Genomic DNA, 17,359 nt, shown 5'->3' with positions numbered 1-17,359 from the left:
TTTGCGTTTAAAAAGACTAACAATTCTCATAAACCCATTTCAGAATCTCCTTATCTTCTTCTGTTAAAGCTATTTTTCTTCTTGCCATAGCTTTTTCGGCAACTTCGTAAGCGGTTTCTAATCTGAATTTTTCATCTCCTTTAAATCCGCCCCAAGAAAAATGTTCAATCAAATTGGGTGGAAATCCACTTTTGAAAATATTAGCACCAACTCCCACTACAGTTCCTGTGTTAAATTGAGTGTTAATCGCAGTTTTAGAATGGTCTCCCATAATTAATCCGCAAAATTGAAGTCCAGTTTTTACAAATTTTTTAGATGGATAACTCCAGAGTTTTACTTCTGCATAATTGTTTTTGAGGTTAGAAGAATTGGTGTCGGCTCCCAAGTTGCACCATTCTCCAATCACAGAATTTCCTACAAAACCTTCGTGACCTTTATTGGTAAAACCAGTGATGACAATATTATTGACTTCTCCGCCAACTTTAGAATGTGGGCCAATTGTAGTAGCGCCATAAATTTTAGAACCCATATTAATTTTAGAACCTTCGCAAAGTGCTAAACTGCCTCTTACTACAGAACCTTCCATAATTTCTGCGTTTTTGCCGATGTAGATTTTCCCGGTTTTGCAATTAAGCGTTGCAAATTCTATTTCGGCACCTTCTTCTATAAATAAATCTTCTTTATTGCCCAAAAATCCATTGGTTTCAGAAAGTGGAGCAGAAGTTCTTCCTTTGGTCACTAGTTCAAAATCAAAATCAATCGCTTTATCATTCAGTGAAAATAAATCCGTAGCTTTTTTAAAGAAAATCAGTTCTTCGGTGATGTCTGTCATTTTCTCAATCTGCGAAAGCGAAAAATTTTCCATGTTTAATCTAGCCGCCAAAACTTCGTTTTCATATATCAAAGCTTCTCCCAGTTGCAAATTTTTAATTTGAGCCAAAACACTTTCCGAAGGAAGAAAATTTGGAGTAATCAGTAAACTTTCTTTCTTTTCGTAAGATTTATATTTTTTTTGAAGATAATCTTCGGTGATGTAAGAAACTTCAGAAGAATCTAACAGTTTTTGCCAACGTTCAGAAAACGTAAGAATTCCTGTTCTAAGTTCTGCGATTGGTTTGGTATAAGTAAGCGGAAGAAAATCTCCCCAAAATTGAGCATCAGAAAATATAAGTTGCATTATAATTGAATGTTTATTATTAAAACTTTCTGTCATTCTGAGCGTAATGAAATGTAGTGAAGAATCTATTGAATAGAAAGATTCTTCATTTTGCTTTGCTTCATTCAGAATGACAAACGAAAAATTATTCTCAAAAATACAAAAAAAGTCCTTCAAAATTTTTGAAGGACTGATTTATTATGAAAAAATCGGCTAAATTACTTAGCGAATTTTTTGTATTTGTTCATGAATTTGTCTACTCTACCTGCAGTATCTACTAATTTTACTTTACCAGTGTAGAATGGGTGAGAAGTAGAAGAGATTTCCATTTTGATTAATGGATATTCTGTACCTTCGTAAACAATAGTATCTTTAGTTTCAGCTGTAGATTTGCAAAGAAACACTTCGTCATTACTCATGTCTTTGAATACAACTAATCTATAATTTTCTGGGTGAATTCCTGATTTCATATCTTTATTGTCTTTTTAAATTTTAGTTGATAATAATTGCGTGTAATGGCACTGCTTTTATTATTCTTAATTTTAGACTGCAAAAATAAAAATATTTTTTGAATTGACAAATAGCGTTTTAAGTTTTTGTGAAAGAAATTTTACAGTTTTTGCGTTTTTAGAAACAGTTCAGCTTTTTTCATTAACTTTACGCTTATTTTTAAACTTCCATGAAGACAAAATATTTTCTTTTTTTCGGGTTTTGGTTGGCTCTTTTTGTTATTTCTTGTAATAGAGATGATATAGAATTTGATGCACCAAGCAAAAAACTCAGATTTTCGGTAGACACTTTGGTTCTAGACACGGTTTATAATCAGGTGAGAAGCGAAACTTATGCTGTAAAAATTTATAACGACGAAAATAAAGATATTTCTATTCCGAAAATTTATCTGGAATCAGGAAATTCTTCACTTTACAGAATTAATGTAGACGGAAAAGCAGGAACGGAATTTACCAATGTTCCCCTTCGTAAAAAAGACAGCCTTTATATTTTTGTAGAAATTGCTCCTATTGCCAATGCTCCAGAAGCGATTGCCGAAGAAAGAATTCAGATAGAATCGCCAGTTGCAAATCAACATGTTACTTTGCTTTCAGTAGTTCAAGATGTGGAATTTTATATTTCTACCGAAAACAATCCTAAAATTTTAACAGACAATACTTCTTGGAACAATACGAAAGCTAAAATTATTTATGGCGATTTGAAATTAGCTGATGGAAAATCACTGACTATTTCTGAAGGAACAAAAGTGTATTTTCATAAAAATGCCAATTTGAAAATCGGGAAAAATTCTCAATTGATTGCCAATGGAGATTTAGGCAAAGAAGTAATTTTCCGCGGAGATAGAAATGATGCGAGATATGACACGCTTCCTCTTAACTGGGGCGGAATTCAGCTTGAACAAGGTGCAATTGCCAATTTAAAATATGCTAAAATTTTTGGTGGAACCACTGGTTTAGAACTCAATCACGCTTCTGCTACACTTAAAAATACGATTGTTCACACTTTTCAAGATTTTGGAATTTTAGGAATTAATGCAATTGTAAATGCAGAAAATTTGGTGGTCAACAATTGTGGTCAAGCGAATTTAGGAATTTTTAAAGGCGGAAATTATACATTTTTACATGCTACTTTTGCCAATTATTGGAACTTAAACAGCACTTTGCCGAGTTTTGGAATCTATGCAACTAACGAATATAACAACGGAACTTCTACAGAACAAGGTGCTTTAACATTGAATCTTCAAAATTCTATTGTTTACACCGAAAGAAATAATGCGATACAGTTCAAGCCAACTTCTGGACAAACATTTAATTATTTCATCGAGAATTGTTTGGTGAAATTTGACGCAGCAAATGCAGGTTTTACTTGGGAAGGAAATGCTAAAATTGTGAATTCTATCAAAAATGAAGATCCAAAATTTGAGAATTATTTCACCCAAAAAATGAATTTGAGAGTGAAAGCAACTTCTCCCGCAAAAACCAAAGGAAAAGTTTCTACAGCAGCTTTGGTTCCTCTAGATATTGTAAAAGTGAACAGAACTAGCAATCCAACTATTGGAGCGTATCAATAAAAGTTTCGAGTTGTGGGTTTCGAGATACGAGATTATCTCGCAACACGCAACACGTACCTCGTAACAAAGAAATTATGGAAATAAAAATTCTACAAAATCAAGTTGATGATTGGATAAAAACCATTGGTGTTCGTTATTTTAATGAATTGACGAATATGGCAATGTTAACCGAAGAAGTAGGAGAAGTAGCCAGAATTATTGCCAGAAGATATGGTGAACAAAGCGAAAAAGAATCTGATAAATCTAAAGATTTAGGCGAGGAATTAGCAGACGTTTTGTTTGTAACTTTGTGTCTTGCTAATCAAACTGGTGTAGATTTACAAGCCGCTTTTGATAAAAAGATGAAAGTAAAAACTGAAAGAGATTTTGACCGTCATCAAAATAATGAAAAACTGAAATAATGAGAGAGCCAAAATTTATTACGGATTTAAGACACAAAGTAGAACACGAATGGTTCGGAACGCTCACCAGATTTGGGAGCAGATTAGGAATTCCTGTTTCTAAATTGCGTGTGTTTTTCATTTATTCCACTTTTGCGACTGCTGGTTTTTTCTTCTTGGTTTATCTCATGATGGCATTTACACTTTGGGTAAAAGATATTTTCGTCACCAGAAGACCTAATGTTTTTGACCTATAAATAATGGTTTTCATTAAAATCAAAAATCAAAAATCGTAAATTGTAAATAAAAATGGTTTGGTTCGAAGAATTACAAAACCGCAAGAAAATTTCTAAAATTTTCTACCGCTACGAAAAGACTTTTCCCGAAGAAGAAAGACGTAGTAAAGACCAATTTCTAGATTTGGCCGAAAATCCAGACGCCTTTGTTTATTCCATTAATCACGAAGATGAAAATATAGGATATTGTGTAATTTGGGAGCTTCAAGAATTTTATTTTTTAGAACATTTTGAAGTTTTTGAAGAATTCCGAAATCAAAAATTTGGAGAAAAAATTCTAGAAAGTTTACAAGAAAAATTTGAAAAATTGATTTTAGAAACTGAGCCCGATTCACTTTCAGAAATTGCTGAAAGAAGGTTGCGCTTTTACGAAAGAAATGGTTTTAGCGTCATAGAAAAAAATTACCTTCAACCAAGTTATGGCGAAGGTAAATATGCTGTTAATTTATTTTTAATGGCTAATTTCGAGCCTGAAAATTTAGAAACTTTAGTTCAAGAAATTTATAGTACGGTTTATTAACACCCTTTTAAAAATCAAAGATTTTGACACCACTTTTCTCAACCTTTGCCTCAATCTTTACCTAATTCACTTCATATTCTAATTTAATGGTAATGCTCGCTTCTTTTTCTTTTGATTGAGTATTATAAGTTCCGCCGTAAGAAAAATCTTCGTTTGAATTTGGCGCGGTAATTTGAATAACACCCATTGTTGCTTTTTTAAGATTTCCTAAATCAGAGCCTGCATTTTCTGCAATTTTTTCGGCACGTTCTTTAGCATCTTTAGTCGCATTTGCAATCATTTCTTGTTTTACTTCTGCCAGTTTGGTGTAAAAATAATTCGGTCTGGAAGAAGTAAATTCTATTCCAAGATTGATAATTTCGGTGATATTTCTAGATAAGTTTTCAATTTTTGCCACATCTTTACTTTCTAATGAAACCGATTGAGTTAACTGGTAACCTGCAAAAGTTTGATGACTGCTTCCATTAGCGTCTGAAACATAATTATATTGCTTCTGAATATCTACCGCCGAAAAAACGATTTCGTTTTTAGGAATTCCTTTAGAAATCAAATAGTTTTCGATGATTTTTCGGTCGTTTGAAAGTGCATCATACGCTTGTTTCAGTTCAAAACTATTTCTGGAGAAGTTTCCGCTCCAAGTGATGAGGTCCGAAGTGAATTTTTTGGTTCCGAGACCGGTAACAGAGATGGTGTTTTCTGATTTGTTTCGGTTTTTGATGGCGCTTCCTAATAAGCCAAGCCCAATGATGAAGCCTAATGAAGCAACAGCAATGGCGATAATGTTTTTGTTCATAAAATTGTGATTTTAGGTGGTGATTTGATAACTTTAAATTTACGAAAAATTATACATCAAATTCAATTCCATACTACTTTAATTTTCTAAAATCATTGATTTTTATTTCTGCTTGTTTTCTGAACTGAGCAATATCGTTTCCTTTTAGATAACCATATTTATAAGCGTTTTTTAAATCTAATCCACTCATTACATGAAAAATAAAGCTCGAAATTTCACTTTTTTTAAGTCCTAAATCTGTAAAATAATCTTCGCCAAGAATTTCTAGAAATTCTTCGGCTAGATCTATTTGGTCTGCTTGATTAGAAACTTTTCCTACAGAAAAACCTTGTCCAACTGGTTGTACAAATTCGCCACCTCTTGGTTTTATAATTTCTGGGTCAGATTTTTCAGCAATATATTTAGCAATTTCTTTATTGAGTTTTACTTTTCTCACAGATTCTACTCTTCTTGCATCTTCTCTTAAATTGCCTGTGAGTTTGGTTTTAATTTCTACCTCTTCTATTTCTACTACGGATTTTATCAATGTGATTTTTATAGAATTTTTAAAATCTTCTGGTTTTACAGAATAGGTAATTCTATCAAATTTTTGTTTTACGAATCGCAGTGCATCATTGTTTTTTGCAGAAATCATAAAATTGCCATCGCTGTCTGAATAGGTTTTTTCGTCGGTTCTGGTGTTGAGAATTAAAACACCCGATAATTCTATGTTTTGTTCTGAGGTAATTTTGCCGAAAATGTATTCTTGAGTATAAAAAGAATGGGAGATAAGGAATAAAAATAGGAGTAGAGTTTTCTTCATGGGTTATGATTAGCAGCCTCAAAATTATTTTGAAATTTGATTGCTGAAACAACTTTAACCGAGATTAACTTTTTTATGAGTTTTTAAGAGAGAAATTTTCAAAATTTGGTTAAAAAGTTCTAATGATGACGGAATTGCGCCCCGACTTTAGTGGAGCTCTTTTTTGTGCGGCGGCTTTGCCGCCGCTCAAAAAAAGCGGGAACGGAAGGCGGAAATTTGGCGCCACAATAAAAGAAATGCAGAATTAAAATTTAGGTACATTTTTTGCTTATATTTGCATACTTAAAAATTGGGGTTGACTGGTTTCGACAGCAAGACCAATGGGTAAGTAAGCATGCAGAGAACCGTAGCGCGATCTCTTTAATCCCTTGCTACAGAATTTAACTGGCAACGAAGAGTTTGCTCTTGCTGCTTAATCCGAAGCTTAGTAGGATTGGCGTTTTTCCCGAAGTATAGTAAGGAAACAAGATGTCTCCCGAAAGTTCTGTTCTGCGACGTTCGATTCCGAGGCATAGAAAATGCGGAAATAAGTCCCGAAAAACTTCGGTTCGGGAACGAAAATTTTAGAAGATAAGCGTAAAGTTGGCTGTTTGCTGTCTGCTTTACGACGAAAACCAATAGCAAAATAAGCATGTAGAAAGCTTGCGTATTGCTTGTTTGGACGAGGGTTCGAATCCCTCCAACTCCACAAAAATTAAAACGCTACAAAATCATTTGTAGCGTTTTTTTATTTCTTAACTTTGAGGAAATTACTGAAAATGAAAACAAAAATTCTAGTTTTTTTCCTTGTTGTTTTTTCTCAAAGCTTTTTTTCTCAAAAAATTGACCAAAAATATTTTCCTAAAGAATATGTAGAAATTACCCATCCTGAATGGAGCAAAAATGCTACGATTTATGAAGTAAATCTTCGTCAATATACTCCAGAAGGAACTTTCAAAGCCTTTGAAAAACATTTGCCTAGACTGAAAAGTATGGGTGTAGATATTATTTGGCTCATGCCGATTCATCCCATTGGCGAAAAAAACAAAAAAGGAGGTTTAGGAAGTTATTATTCTGTAAAAGATTTTCGTGGGGTGAATCCAGAATTTGGAAATATGCAAGATTTTAAAAATCTGGTCAAAAAAATCCATGAAATGGGAATGTACGTCATCATCGATTGGGTGGGTAATCATTCTGCTTGGGATAATTCTTTGGCAACTACTCATCCAGATTGGTACACTAAGAATAGAGACGGAAATTTTCAACCAACACCTTGGTATGATTGGGATGATGTGATTGATTTTGATTATGAAAATCCAGAATTTAGACAATACATGACAGAATCTCTTAAATTTTGGGTTAAAGAGGCTAATATTGATGGTTATAGAGCAGATGTAGCAGGTTTTATTCCTGTAGATTTTTGGGAAAATGCCAGAAAAGAGTTAGACCAAATAAAACCTGTTTTCATGTTGGCGGAGTGGGAAAGTAGAGATTTGTACAAAAAATCTTTTGACATGACTTATTCATGGACGCTTTTTGAAAAATTAAAAGATGCCACTACACAAAATAAAGGAATTGGCGGATTGGTAGAATATTTAGCTCACGATGTAGGTTCGGTTCCTAGAAATGCTTACAGAATGGTTTTTACTGACAATCACGATATGAATTCATGGAACGGAACGCCGCAAAGAAATTTCGGGAAAGGATTAGAAACTTCTATCGTTTTTTGTGGTGTGGTAAACGGAATGCCTCTTATGTATAGCGGACAAGAAGCTGGACTTGACAGAAGTTTGAAATTTTTTGACAAAGACCCAATCGAATGGAAAGACCATCCTCATGCAGCGTTATTTAGTACTTTATTTCACTTGAAACACAAAAATCAAGCGCTCTGGAACGGAAAATACGGTGGCGAAATGGTAAGAATTACCAATAATAAAATGGACAAAGTAATCTCTTTCCATCGTGAAAAGAATAATGACGCTGTTTTGCCAATTTTTAATTTCTCTAATGAAGAATTATTAGTGACGTTAGATTCTAAATATTTCCAAGGAAATTATACAGAACTTTTTAGTAAAGAAAAAATTCAAGTAAAAGAAAGCTACACTGTTTCTTTGAAACCTTGGGATTACAAAGTTTTGGTGAAAGATTAACAAATAAAAAATAATTACTACATTTAAAATCCGATTCATTCAATCGGATTTTAAATGTATGCTGAAATCTATTCTTGTTAATTCGCCAGAAACGCAAAAAGAATTTTTAGAATTTCCAGCTCGTTTGTTTAGAAACGAGAAAAATTACATTCGCCCTTTAGATAAAGATATTGAAGAAATTTTTAATCCCAACAAAAATAAATTTTTCAGAAATGGAACGTGCGAAAGATTTCTTTTTAAAAATGCAGAAAATCAAACAGTAGGGAAAGTTGCGGTTTTTGTCAATCCAAAATATGAACAAAAGTTAAAAACTGGTGGAATTGGTTTTTTTGATTGTATCGATGACCAAGAAACGGCAAATTTCATCTTTGATTTTTGTAAAAATTGGTTGCAGGAACGCGGAATGGAAGCAATGGACGGGCCGATAAATTTCGGGGAGCGAGACAAGTTTTGGGGTTTGCTCATTGAAGGTTTTCATGAACCGTTGTACGGGATGAATTTTCATGCGCCGTATTATCAGAAATTGTTTGAAAATTATGGTTTTCAGATTTATTTTAATCAATTGTGTTACGGAAGAAAAGTCTACGATGAGGTTTCACAAGTTTTTATGAATGGACATAGAATGAATGCTAAAAATCCAAATTTGAAAGCAGTTCATTGGAAAAAAAATCAATTGGAAAAATTTGCGCATGATTTTGCAGAAATTTACAACAAAGCTTGGGCAAATCATGGTGAAGGAAAGCAAATAGAAGCTAAAAAAGTGCTGAAAATGTTTCAAACCATGGAACCTATTCTAGACGAACATATCTCTTGGTTCATTTACGAAAACGAAAAACCCATTGCGATGTGGATTAACATTCCAGATTTGAATCAATGGTTTAAATACCTGAATGGAAAATTCGGTTGGATTGAAAAATTGAAGTTTTTAATGGCTAAATTTTTTATAAAAAATAAGAAAATGGTTGGCTTAGTTTTCGGGATTGTTCCAGAATGGCAAAGAAAAGGCATCGATGGATTTATGATTTGGGAAGGCACAAAACATTTCAGAAAAACCAGAAATTATACCGATTACGAAATGCAATGGATTGGAGATTTTAATCCAAGGATGATTAAAATTGCCGAAAATTTAGAAACGAAAGTCACGAGAAAACTCGCGACTTATCGTTATATTTTTGACCGAAATCTTCCGTTTGAAAGACATAAAATGCTTTAGTCTTTAAACACTTCAGAAGCAATTCTTTTTACCACTTCGCTTTTTCCCATGGAATAATAATGCAGAACAGGGGCGCCGTTTTTCATTAAATCTTTGCTCTGCTGAATACACCAGTTGATGCCAATTTCTTTTACTTCTTTGTTGTCTTTTGCTTTAGCAATTGCAATCACCAAATCGTTAGGCAAATCTACCTTAAAACGATGCGGAATCATACTCAGTTGAGACTTGGTAGTAATTGGTTTTAATCCAGGAATAATAGGAACATTAATACCAGAAGTTCTGCATTTTTCTATAAAATCGTAATATTTTTGATTGTCGAAAAACATTTGCGTCACGATATAATCTGCACCTGCTTCTACTTTTTTCTTGAGGTGGTAAATGTCCTGTTCCAGACTTGCTGCTTCCATGTGTTTTTCAGGATAACCTGCAACACCGATGTTAAAATCTGTACAAGCAGAATTTTCTAAACTTTCGTCTAGGTAAGTTCCGTGATTCATTTTCACGATTTGTTCTACCAAATCTTTGGCAAAAGCATGTCCGTTTTTCTCGGGTTTAAAATAGGTTTCCGTTTTCACCGCATCTCCTCTTAAAGCCACTACATTATGAATTCCCAAAAAATCGATGTCAATTAAGAAATTTTCGGTGTCTTCCTTAGAAAATCCACCGCACAAAATATGCGGAACTGCATCTACACCATATTTATTCTGAATGGCAGCACAAATTCCCACAGTTCCCGGTCTTTTTTTTACCACTCGTTTTTCCAGAAGTCCATCTTCACGTTCTACATATTCATATTCTTCACGATGGTACGTAACATCTATAAATGCAGGATTAAATTCCATCAATGGATCAATCGCATCAAATATTGACTGTATATTTTGACCTTTTAATGGTGGTAAAATCTCAAAAGAAAAAAGTGTTTTTCCGTTGGCGTTTTGTATGTGTTCTGTTACTTTCATTTGTCTTTCCGAGGAACGAAGCAAGCTGTTCCTATTTTTTAAATATTTTAATTTTTTCTATTTTGGGCGTGTCTTTTTAAAAATCCGAAGCGCATTCCCTGCAATTTTTTAAAAAGACTGCGCTTTCCGTTGCAATCTTTTTTTGCCAAAGCTTTTTCCTAGCAAAAAAAGGATTTTCACTGTAATCGCTCACGCAAATATGCGCACATAACAATCTTTATTTTTTTAACATAGCGCTCCTACGGAGCGCCTCTTTACTGTCTATATTTTTTTACACATATTATGTTCCTACGGAACATTTTTTATCTGTGAAAATCTGCGAAAACGAAGTTTCGGCGTAGTCAAATCTGTGAGAAACTAATCCACCAAATTAGGAGATAACCATTTTTTAGCAAACTCCAATTCCACATTTTTTCTTTCGGCGTAATCTTTCAGTTGGTCTTCTGTAATTTTTCCTACTCCGAAATATTTTGCTTTAGGATTGGCAAAATAATATCCAGAAACAGAAGCTGTAGGGAACATTGCTAAACTTTCTGTCAATTCTAATCCAATGTTTTCCTTCACTTTCAATACTTCCCAAATCATGGTTTTTTCTAAATGGTCTGGACAAGCAGGATAACCAGGAGCAGGACGAATTCCTACATATTTTTCAGAAATTAAATCTTCATTTTCTAGATGTTCATCACTAGAATAACCCCAAATTTCAGTTCTTACTTTTTTGTGTAAAAATTCTGCAAAAGCTTCTGCCAATCGGTCTGCCAATGCTTTTACCATAATGGCATTGTAATCATCATGCTCTGCTTCATATTTTTGTGCCAATTCATCGGTTCCAAAACCAGTAGTCACCGCAAAAGCACCGATGTAGTCTTGTTTCCCTGATGTTTTTGGAGCGATAAAATCACTCAAAGCCAAATATTCTTTGCCATCAGATTTTTTATGTTGTTGACGAAGCGTTCTGAATGTGAATGTTTCCTCACCATTTTTCAATTCAATATCGTCTTTTTCATTAGAATTGGCAGGGAAAATTCCGAAAATTGCTTTTGCGGTTAATAATTTTTCCTCCACGATTTTCTTCAACATTTTTTGAGCATCTGCAAAAAGTTCTTTTGCGTGTTCTCCTACAATTTCGTCTTCTAAAATCTGAGGATACTTTCCAAACAAATCCCAACTTCTGAAAAACGGACTCCAATCAATAAAAGATATTAATTCTTCTAAGTTTTGATTTTCAATCAATTGAATACCTAAATTTTTAGGTTCAGAGATGGTCTCATTTTCCCAATCGATTTTGAATTTTTGATTTCTAGCTTCTTCTATCGAAATGTATTCTTTGTCAACCTGTCTGTTTAAAAATTTCTCACGGAAATCTGCATAATCGGTTTTCAATTCCGAAACAAATTCTGCATTTCTATTGCTCAATAAAGAACTTACTACGCCAACTGCTCTGGAAGCGTCATTTACATGAACCACAGCATTTTTATATTTCGGATCGATTTTTACAGCAGTATGCGCTTTAGAAGTTGTAGCACCACCAATCATCAATGGAAAATTGAGGTTTTGACGCTCCAGTTCATTGGCAATATGTACCATTTCGTCTAAACTTGGCGTAATCAGTCCACTTAAACCAATGACATCCACTTGATTATCAATAGCAGCCTGAATAATTTTTTCGGCAGGAACCATCACTCCTAAATCTACAATTTCGTAATTGTTACAGCCCAAAACCACACTCACAATATTTTTACCAATGTCGTGAACATCGCCTTTTACGGTTGCCATTAATACTTTACCATTGGCTTTTTGAGCAGAATCTTTCTCAGCCTCAATAAACGGTTGAAGATAAGCCACTGCTTTTTTCATCACTCTCGCAGATTTTACAACTTGAGGAAGAAACATTTTTCCGCTTCCGAATAAATCTCCCACTACAGACATTCCCGTCATTAGATTACCTTCGATTACATCCAAAGGTTTTGCCGAAATTTTTCGGGCTTCTTCTACATCTTCCTCAATAAAACGGTCGATTCCTTTTACCAAAGAATGCGTAATTCTGTCTTGCAAAGGCTGATTTCTCCATGCTAAATCTTCTACTTTTTCTTTTTTTACAGATTTATGTTTTTCAGAATAATCCAATAATCTTTCGGTAGCATCATCTCTTCTGTCGAGCATTACATCTTCTACCAGCTCCAACAAATCTTTAGGAATTTCGTCGTAAATTTCTAACATTGCAGGGTTTACAATTCCCATATTCATTCCCGCTTTGATGGCGTGATAGAGAAAAACCGAGTGCATCGCTTCTCTTACCGTATCATTTCCCCTAAACGAAAACGAAACGTTAGAAACACCACCAGAAACCGAAACGTAAGGTAAGTTTTCACGAACCCATTTTGTAGCATTAATGAAATCTAAAGCATTTCTGCGATGTTCTTCCATTCCAGTTGCAACTGGGAAAATATTTAAGTCGAAAATGATGTCTTCTGCAGGAAAACGGACTGTGTCCGTCAACAGTTTATAACTTCTTTTACAAATTTCTATTCTGCGTTCGTAATTATCGGCTTGTCCATTTTCATCAAAAGCCATTACAACTACCGCAGCACCATATCTTTTGATGGCTTTGGCTTGACGAATAAACTCTTCTTCGCCACCTTTTAAACTTATGGAATTCACTACGCATTTCCCTTGAACCACTTGCAAACCAGCTTCTAAAATTTCCCATTTAGATGAATCTATCATCATTGGAATTCTGGCAATATCAGGTTCTGAGGCGATTAAATTTAAGAATTTAACCATGCAATATTTTCCGTCTAAAAGTCCATCATCAAAACAAATGTCTAAAATCTGTGCGCCACCTTCCACTTGATGACGAGCAATATCTAAAGCTTCAGAAAATTTTTCTTCTTTAATCAATCTGAGAAATTTCTTAGAACCTGCTACATTGGTTCTTTCTCCAATATTGATAAAATTGGATTCTGGAGTTATAATTAAAGGTTCTAGACCCGAAAGTTTTAAATATTTCATATTATAAATGAGATAATTAGTTAATTTGAAAATAAGATAATGCTTGTGAAAAGCATCACATTAACTCATCATCAAATCATCACATCAACTTTTCTTGGTTGATAATTTTTCACGATTTTTGCGATTGCAGCAATGTGGTCAGGAGTTGTTCCGCAACAACCACCAACGATATTTACCAATCCTTTTTCTGCATATTCACGGATTTGTTCTGCCATAAATTCTGGAGATTCATCGTATTGCCCAAAAGCATTCGGTAAACCAGCATTTGGATAAGCAGAAATGTAAAATTCAGAATTATTAGAAATGGTTTCTAAATAAGGCGTCAGTTGTTTCGCTCCTAGAGCACAGTTAAACCCAACACTCAATAAATTAAGATGAGAAATAGAAACCAAAAATGCTTCAGCAGTTTGTCCGCTAAGCGTTCTTCCAGACGCGTCTGTAATAGTGCCTGAAACCATAATTGGAATCTGAATTTTTCTTTCTTCCTGAATTTGGTCAATGGCAAAAAGTGCAGCTTTTGCATTCAAAGTATCAAAAATGGTTTCTACCAAAAGAATATCAGAACCGCCATCTAAAAGTGCTTCTGCTTGTTGTTTGTAAGCAATTCTTAACTCATCAAAAGTAATGGCTCTATAACCAGGGTCATTTACATCCGGGGAAAGAGATGCAGTTTTATTAGTTGGGCCAATAGAACCTGCTACAAATCTTGGTTTTTCTGGAGTTAAGGCCGTGAATTCATCACAAACTTTTCTCGCAATTTTTGCAGATTCATAATTCAGTTCATACACCAAATCTTCCATGTGATAATCTGCCATTGCAATGGTAGTCGCAGAAAAAGTATTGGTTTCGATGATGTCTGCACCAGCTTCTAAATATTTTTTATGTATTTCTTCTATAGCATTAGGCTGAGTAAGAGAAAGTAAATCATTATTTCCCTTCAATGGAGATTCCCAGTTTTTAAATCTTTCGCCACGATAATCTTCTTCAGTAAACTGATATCGCTGAAGCATAGTTCCCATAGCTCCGTCTAGAACAAGGATTCTTTGCTGTAAATTTTGATAAAGTATGTCGCTATTTTGCATTTCAATGTGATTAAAAAATGAAATGCTATAAGAAAAGTTGAGGGAATCAACTGTTTTTATGTGTTATCTATCCCAAAAATGAGTAGAATGTAGCACCTTTTCTCGTTTCAGAAACGCGAGAGGTTGCCAAGGTTTCACAGAGTCTAATCTCTCCACCTTTCTTGATAACATTTCGATTATATGAAAGAACAAATCTTTTGCAAAGCTATATCATTTTTTTCACAATAAGAAATTGTCATTGAAAAAATTAATATAAATGAAATTTCATAGTTTTTATTTTTTTCTACCTTCGCATCATGTTATATTAAAAAATAATGGTTATGAATGCTGAAAAACAACGATTACAAGATATAAATTACAGAACTTGGGGACCTTATGTAAGCAATAGACAGTGGGGAAACGTAAGAGAAGATTATTCCTTTGATGGAAATACTTGGGGAGCAACTGGTCATGATGATGCAGAAAGCAGAACTTACCGATGGGCAGAAGAAGGAATCGCGGGAATTTCTGATGACAAGCAACGTTTGTGCTTCGCTTTTTCTTTTTGGAACAAGAAAGATAAAATGGTCAAAGAACGTTTCTTTGGATTGAGCAACCATCAAGGAAATCATGGCGAAGACATTAAAGAAATTTTCTATTATTTAGACAATACGCCTACTCATTCTTACATGAAAATGGTGTACAAATATCCGCAAAATGCTTTTCCTTACGAAGATTTAATCAAGACAAATGCAGAACGAAGCAATAAGGAAACAGAATATGAAATTATAGATACGGGAATTTTTGACCAAAATGAATATTTCGATATTTTTATAGAATATGCCAAAATTCACCATGATGATATTTTAATCAGAGTTACCGTCACCAACCGAAATTCAGAAAAAGCGCCTTTGGTGATTTTGCCCACACTTTGGTACAGAAATAATTGGAGTTGGGGTTATAATTCTTATAAACCTAATTTTACAACGCGCCATCGTGGTCAAATAGAAATAGAACATGAGAGTTTGGGAATGAAAAAGCTTTATTCTCGTGATAAATCCGTGAAAATTCTTTTCTGCGAAAATGAAACCAATACCGAAAAATTATTCGGAAAAAAATCTGAAAATAAATACTTTAAAGATGGAATTAACCATCATATCGTTCATCATAAAAACACGGTGAATCCTAAAAAATTTGGAACTAAAGCTGCTTTTGTAATAGATACAGAATTAGAAGGTGGCGAAACCAAAACTTTTGATTTCAGAATGTCTCCTCATAAAATGGAGAATGCTTTTTTTGATTTTGATGAAGTTTTTGAAGTAAGAAAAAAAGAATCGGATGAATTTTATGACGAAATTCAAAAAGATTTTAACTGCGAAGATGAAAAAAATGTTCAGCGACAAGCTTTTGCAGGATTGCTTTGGAATAAACAATTTTATCATTATAAAGTTGGAAAATGGTTAAATGGCGACCCAAATTTCCCAGTGGAAAGGAATTTGGAACATCATGTAAGAAATGTAGAATGGAAACACATGAATTGCAAAGACATTATTTCTATGCCAGATAAATGGGAATATCCGTGGTTTGCAACATGGGATTTAGCCTTTCACTGTGTGAGTTTTAGTATTTTAGACCCCAATTTTGCCAAAAATCAATTGCAATTATTGACCAAAGAATGGTACATGCATCCTAACGGTCAGCTTCCTGCGTATGAATGGGATTTTTCAGATGTTAATCCGCCAGTTCACGCATGGAGTACCTTTAGAGTTTTTAAAATCGATGAAAAAATCAATGGAAAACCAGATACTCATTTCTTAGAAAGTGTTTTTCAGAAATTATTGCTCAATTTTACGTGGTGGGTAAACCGAAAAGATAAAAATGGGAAGAATGTTTTCGGTGGAGGATTTCTTGGATTGGATAATATTGGTGCTTTTGACCGAAATATGCAGTTCAAAAATGGGGAATATCTAGAACAAGCTGATGGAACTTCTTGGATGGCGATGTTTGCCCTGAATATGATGAGAATTTCTATGGAATTGGCATTGTATAATCCAGTTTATGAAGATATGGCGATTAAATTTTTCGAGCATTATCTCTACATTGCAGAAGCTATGGGAAATCTTGGCGAAGGAAAAAATGGACTTTGGAACGAAGAAGACGGATTTTTCTATGACGTATTGCAACTTAGCGACGGAACTGGAATTTCTCTAAAATTAAGAAGTATTGTAGGTCTCATTCCGATGTTTGCGGTAGAAGTAATAGAACACGAAATGCTTCAAAAACTACCTAATTTTACCGAAAGAATGGACTGGATTCTAAAAAATAAACCTGAACTTGCCAAATTGGTTTCGCATTGGGATGTAGAAGGAAAAGGCAGAAAACATCTCATGAGTATTTTGAGAAAGACGAGATTGACCAAAATTCTGAATAGAATGCTAGACGAAAAAGAATTTTTAAGTGAATTTGGAATTCGTTCGATGTCAAAAGTATATGAAAAAAATCCGTTTCAATTAGAAATTAATGGCATCAATCACGTTGTGCATTATACGCCTGCCGAAAGTGATAGTCGAATGTTTGGTGGAAACAGTAATTGGAGAGGTCCGATTTGGTTCCCGATTAATTTTTTAATTGTAGAAAGCCTTCAGCGATTTTATTTTTATTACGACGAAAGTTTGAAAGTAGAGCTTCCTACGGGAAGCGGAAATTTCCAAAATCTAAATTATGTAGCAGATCATTTGAGTCAAAGATTGTGCAATATTTTCTTGCCAGACAAAGACGGAAATCGTGCTTTTAATGGAAACATTGATAAATTAAACCATGACGAACATTTCAAAAATTACGTGATGTTCTATGAATATTTTCATGGAGATAATGGTCGTGGAGTAGGCGCTTCTCACCAAACTGGTTGGACTTCTACCGTTGCCAAATTATTACAGCCGAGATTGAAAAATTAGATTT

The 17,359-nt window shown here is 34.0% G+C and carries 14 protein-coding genes, 1 other RNA gene and 1 riboswitch; of the genes, 8 read left to right on the top strand and 7 right to left on the bottom strand.

All coding sequences use genetic code 11. The features are described 5' to 3' along the window. Positions 1 to 16: 16 nt before the first annotated feature. Both EB819_RS09645 and EB819_RS09640 read right to left on the bottom strand, forming a co-directional pair. On the bottom strand, positions 17 to 1,177 hold the full coding sequence (locus EB819_RS09645) for a GlmU family protein (protein WP_069800802.1): 1,161 nt from the start codon (positions 1,175 to 1,177) through the stop codon (positions 17 to 19). 197 nt (positions 1,178 to 1,374) lie between these two features. After that, entirely contained in the window at positions 1,375 to 1,626 is a 252-nt protein-coding gene (locus EB819_RS09640; RefSeq protein WP_069800586.1) for a type B 50S ribosomal protein L31, read from the bottom strand. 209 nt (positions 1,627 to 1,835) lie between these two features. On the opposite strand from EB819_RS09640, the gene EB819_RS09635 reads away from it, so the two are divergent. From EB819_RS09635 to EB819_RS09620, 4 genes are all read left to right on the top strand, one after another. Continuing rightward, positions 1,836 to 3,236, top strand: coding sequence for a hypothetical protein (locus tag EB819_RS09635; RefSeq protein ID WP_069800588.1), 1,401 nt, complete (start codon positions 1,836 to 1,838; stop codon positions 3,234 to 3,236). 74 nt (positions 3,237 to 3,310) lie between these two features. Further along, the gene (locus tag EB819_RS09630; RefSeq protein ID WP_069800590.1) at positions 3,311 to 3,637 is read left to right on the top strand and encodes a nucleotide pyrophosphohydrolase; all 327 of its coding nucleotides are present in this window, start codon (positions 3,311 to 3,313) and stop codon (positions 3,635 to 3,637) included. After that, positions 3,637 to 3,873 (top strand): PspC family transcriptional regulator, encoded by a 237-nt coding sequence (locus EB819_RS09625; protein ID WP_069800592.1) that lies wholly within the window; start codon positions 3,637 to 3,639, stop codon positions 3,871 to 3,873. The genes EB819_RS09630 and EB819_RS09625 overlap by 1 nt, the downstream gene beginning before the upstream one ends. Before the next feature lie 52 nt (positions 3,874 to 3,925). Beyond that, positions 3,926 to 4,432, top strand: coding sequence for a GNAT family N-acetyltransferase (locus EB819_RS09620; RefSeq protein WP_069800594.1), 507 nt, complete (start codon positions 3,926 to 3,928; stop codon positions 4,430 to 4,432). Between the two features lie 61 nt (positions 4,433 to 4,493). On the opposite strand, the gene EB819_RS09615 is transcribed toward EB819_RS09620, so the two are convergent. Both EB819_RS09615 and EB819_RS09610 read right to left on the bottom strand, forming a co-directional pair. Next, on the bottom strand, positions 4,494 to 5,225 hold the full coding sequence (locus tag EB819_RS09615; protein WP_069800596.1) for an SIMPL domain-containing protein: 732 nt from the start codon (positions 5,223 to 5,225) through the stop codon (positions 4,494 to 4,496). A gap of 73 nt (positions 5,226 to 5,298) precedes the next feature. Then, the gene (locus EB819_RS09610; protein ID WP_069800598.1) at positions 5,299 to 6,027 is read right to left on the bottom strand and encodes a hypothetical protein; all 729 of its coding nucleotides are present in this window, start codon (positions 6,025 to 6,027) and stop codon (positions 5,299 to 5,301) included. A 291-nt stretch (positions 6,028 to 6,318) separates the two neighbouring features. Here EB819_RS09610 and ssrA point away from each other — a divergent pair. From ssrA to EB819_RS09595, 3 genes are all read left to right on the top strand, one after another. Beyond that, positions 6,319 to 6,718: a transfer-messenger RNA gene (gene ssrA / locus EB819_RS09605) on the top strand. 67 nt (positions 6,719 to 6,785) lie between these two features. After that, complete coding sequence (locus tag EB819_RS09600) at positions 6,786 to 8,156, top strand: alpha-amylase family glycosyl hydrolase (protein WP_083250204.1); 1,371 nt, start codon at positions 6,786 to 6,788, stop codon at positions 8,154 to 8,156. 58 nt (positions 8,157 to 8,214) lie between these two features. Beyond that, positions 8,215 to 9,369 carry a hypothetical protein gene (locus tag EB819_RS09595; RefSeq protein ID WP_069800600.1) on the top strand — a complete coding sequence of 385 codons (1,155 nt, stop codon included), beginning with the start codon at positions 8,215 to 8,217 and terminating at the stop codon, positions 9,367 to 9,369. Here the strand turns inward: EB819_RS09595 and metF are convergent. From metF to EB819_RS09580, 3 genes are all read right to left on the bottom strand, one after another. Next, positions 9,366 to 10,328, bottom strand: a complete 963-nt coding sequence (gene metF / locus EB819_RS09590) for a methylenetetrahydrofolate reductase [NAD(P)H] (protein ID WP_069800602.1) — start codon at positions 10,326 to 10,328, stop codon at positions 9,366 to 9,368. The two genes, EB819_RS09595 and metF, sit on opposite strands and share 4 nt — an antisense overlap. Before the next feature lie 357 nt (positions 10,329 to 10,685). After that, positions 10,686 to 13,340 (bottom strand): methionine synthase, encoded by a 2,655-nt coding sequence (gene metH, locus EB819_RS09585; RefSeq protein ID WP_069800605.1) that lies wholly within the window; start codon positions 13,338 to 13,340, stop codon positions 10,686 to 10,688. Between the two features lie 71 nt (positions 13,341 to 13,411). Continuing rightward, positions 13,412 to 14,422, bottom strand: coding sequence for a homocysteine S-methyltransferase family protein (locus EB819_RS09580; protein ID WP_069800607.1), 1,011 nt, complete (start codon positions 14,420 to 14,422; stop codon positions 13,412 to 13,414). A 60-nt stretch (positions 14,423 to 14,482) separates the two neighbouring features. Then, positions 14,483 to 14,593, bottom strand: a riboswitch (SAM riboswitch). Between the two features lie 149 nt (positions 14,594 to 14,742). Here EB819_RS09580 and EB819_RS09575 point away from each other — a divergent pair. Next, entirely contained in the window at positions 14,743 to 17,355 is a 2,613-nt protein-coding gene (locus EB819_RS09575) for an MGH1-like glycoside hydrolase domain-containing protein (protein WP_069800806.1), read from the top strand. Positions 17,356 to 17,359 lie beyond the last annotated feature (4 nt).

Origin of the sequence: Cloacibacterium normanense, assembly GCF_003860565.1 — a bacterium.
Taxonomy (GTDB): domain Bacteria; phylum Bacteroidota; class Bacteroidia; order Flavobacteriales; family Weeksellaceae; genus Cloacibacterium; species Cloacibacterium normanense.
Note: the sequence above shows the minus strand (reverse complement) of the source record. Positions and strands in the feature narration are given on the sequence as shown.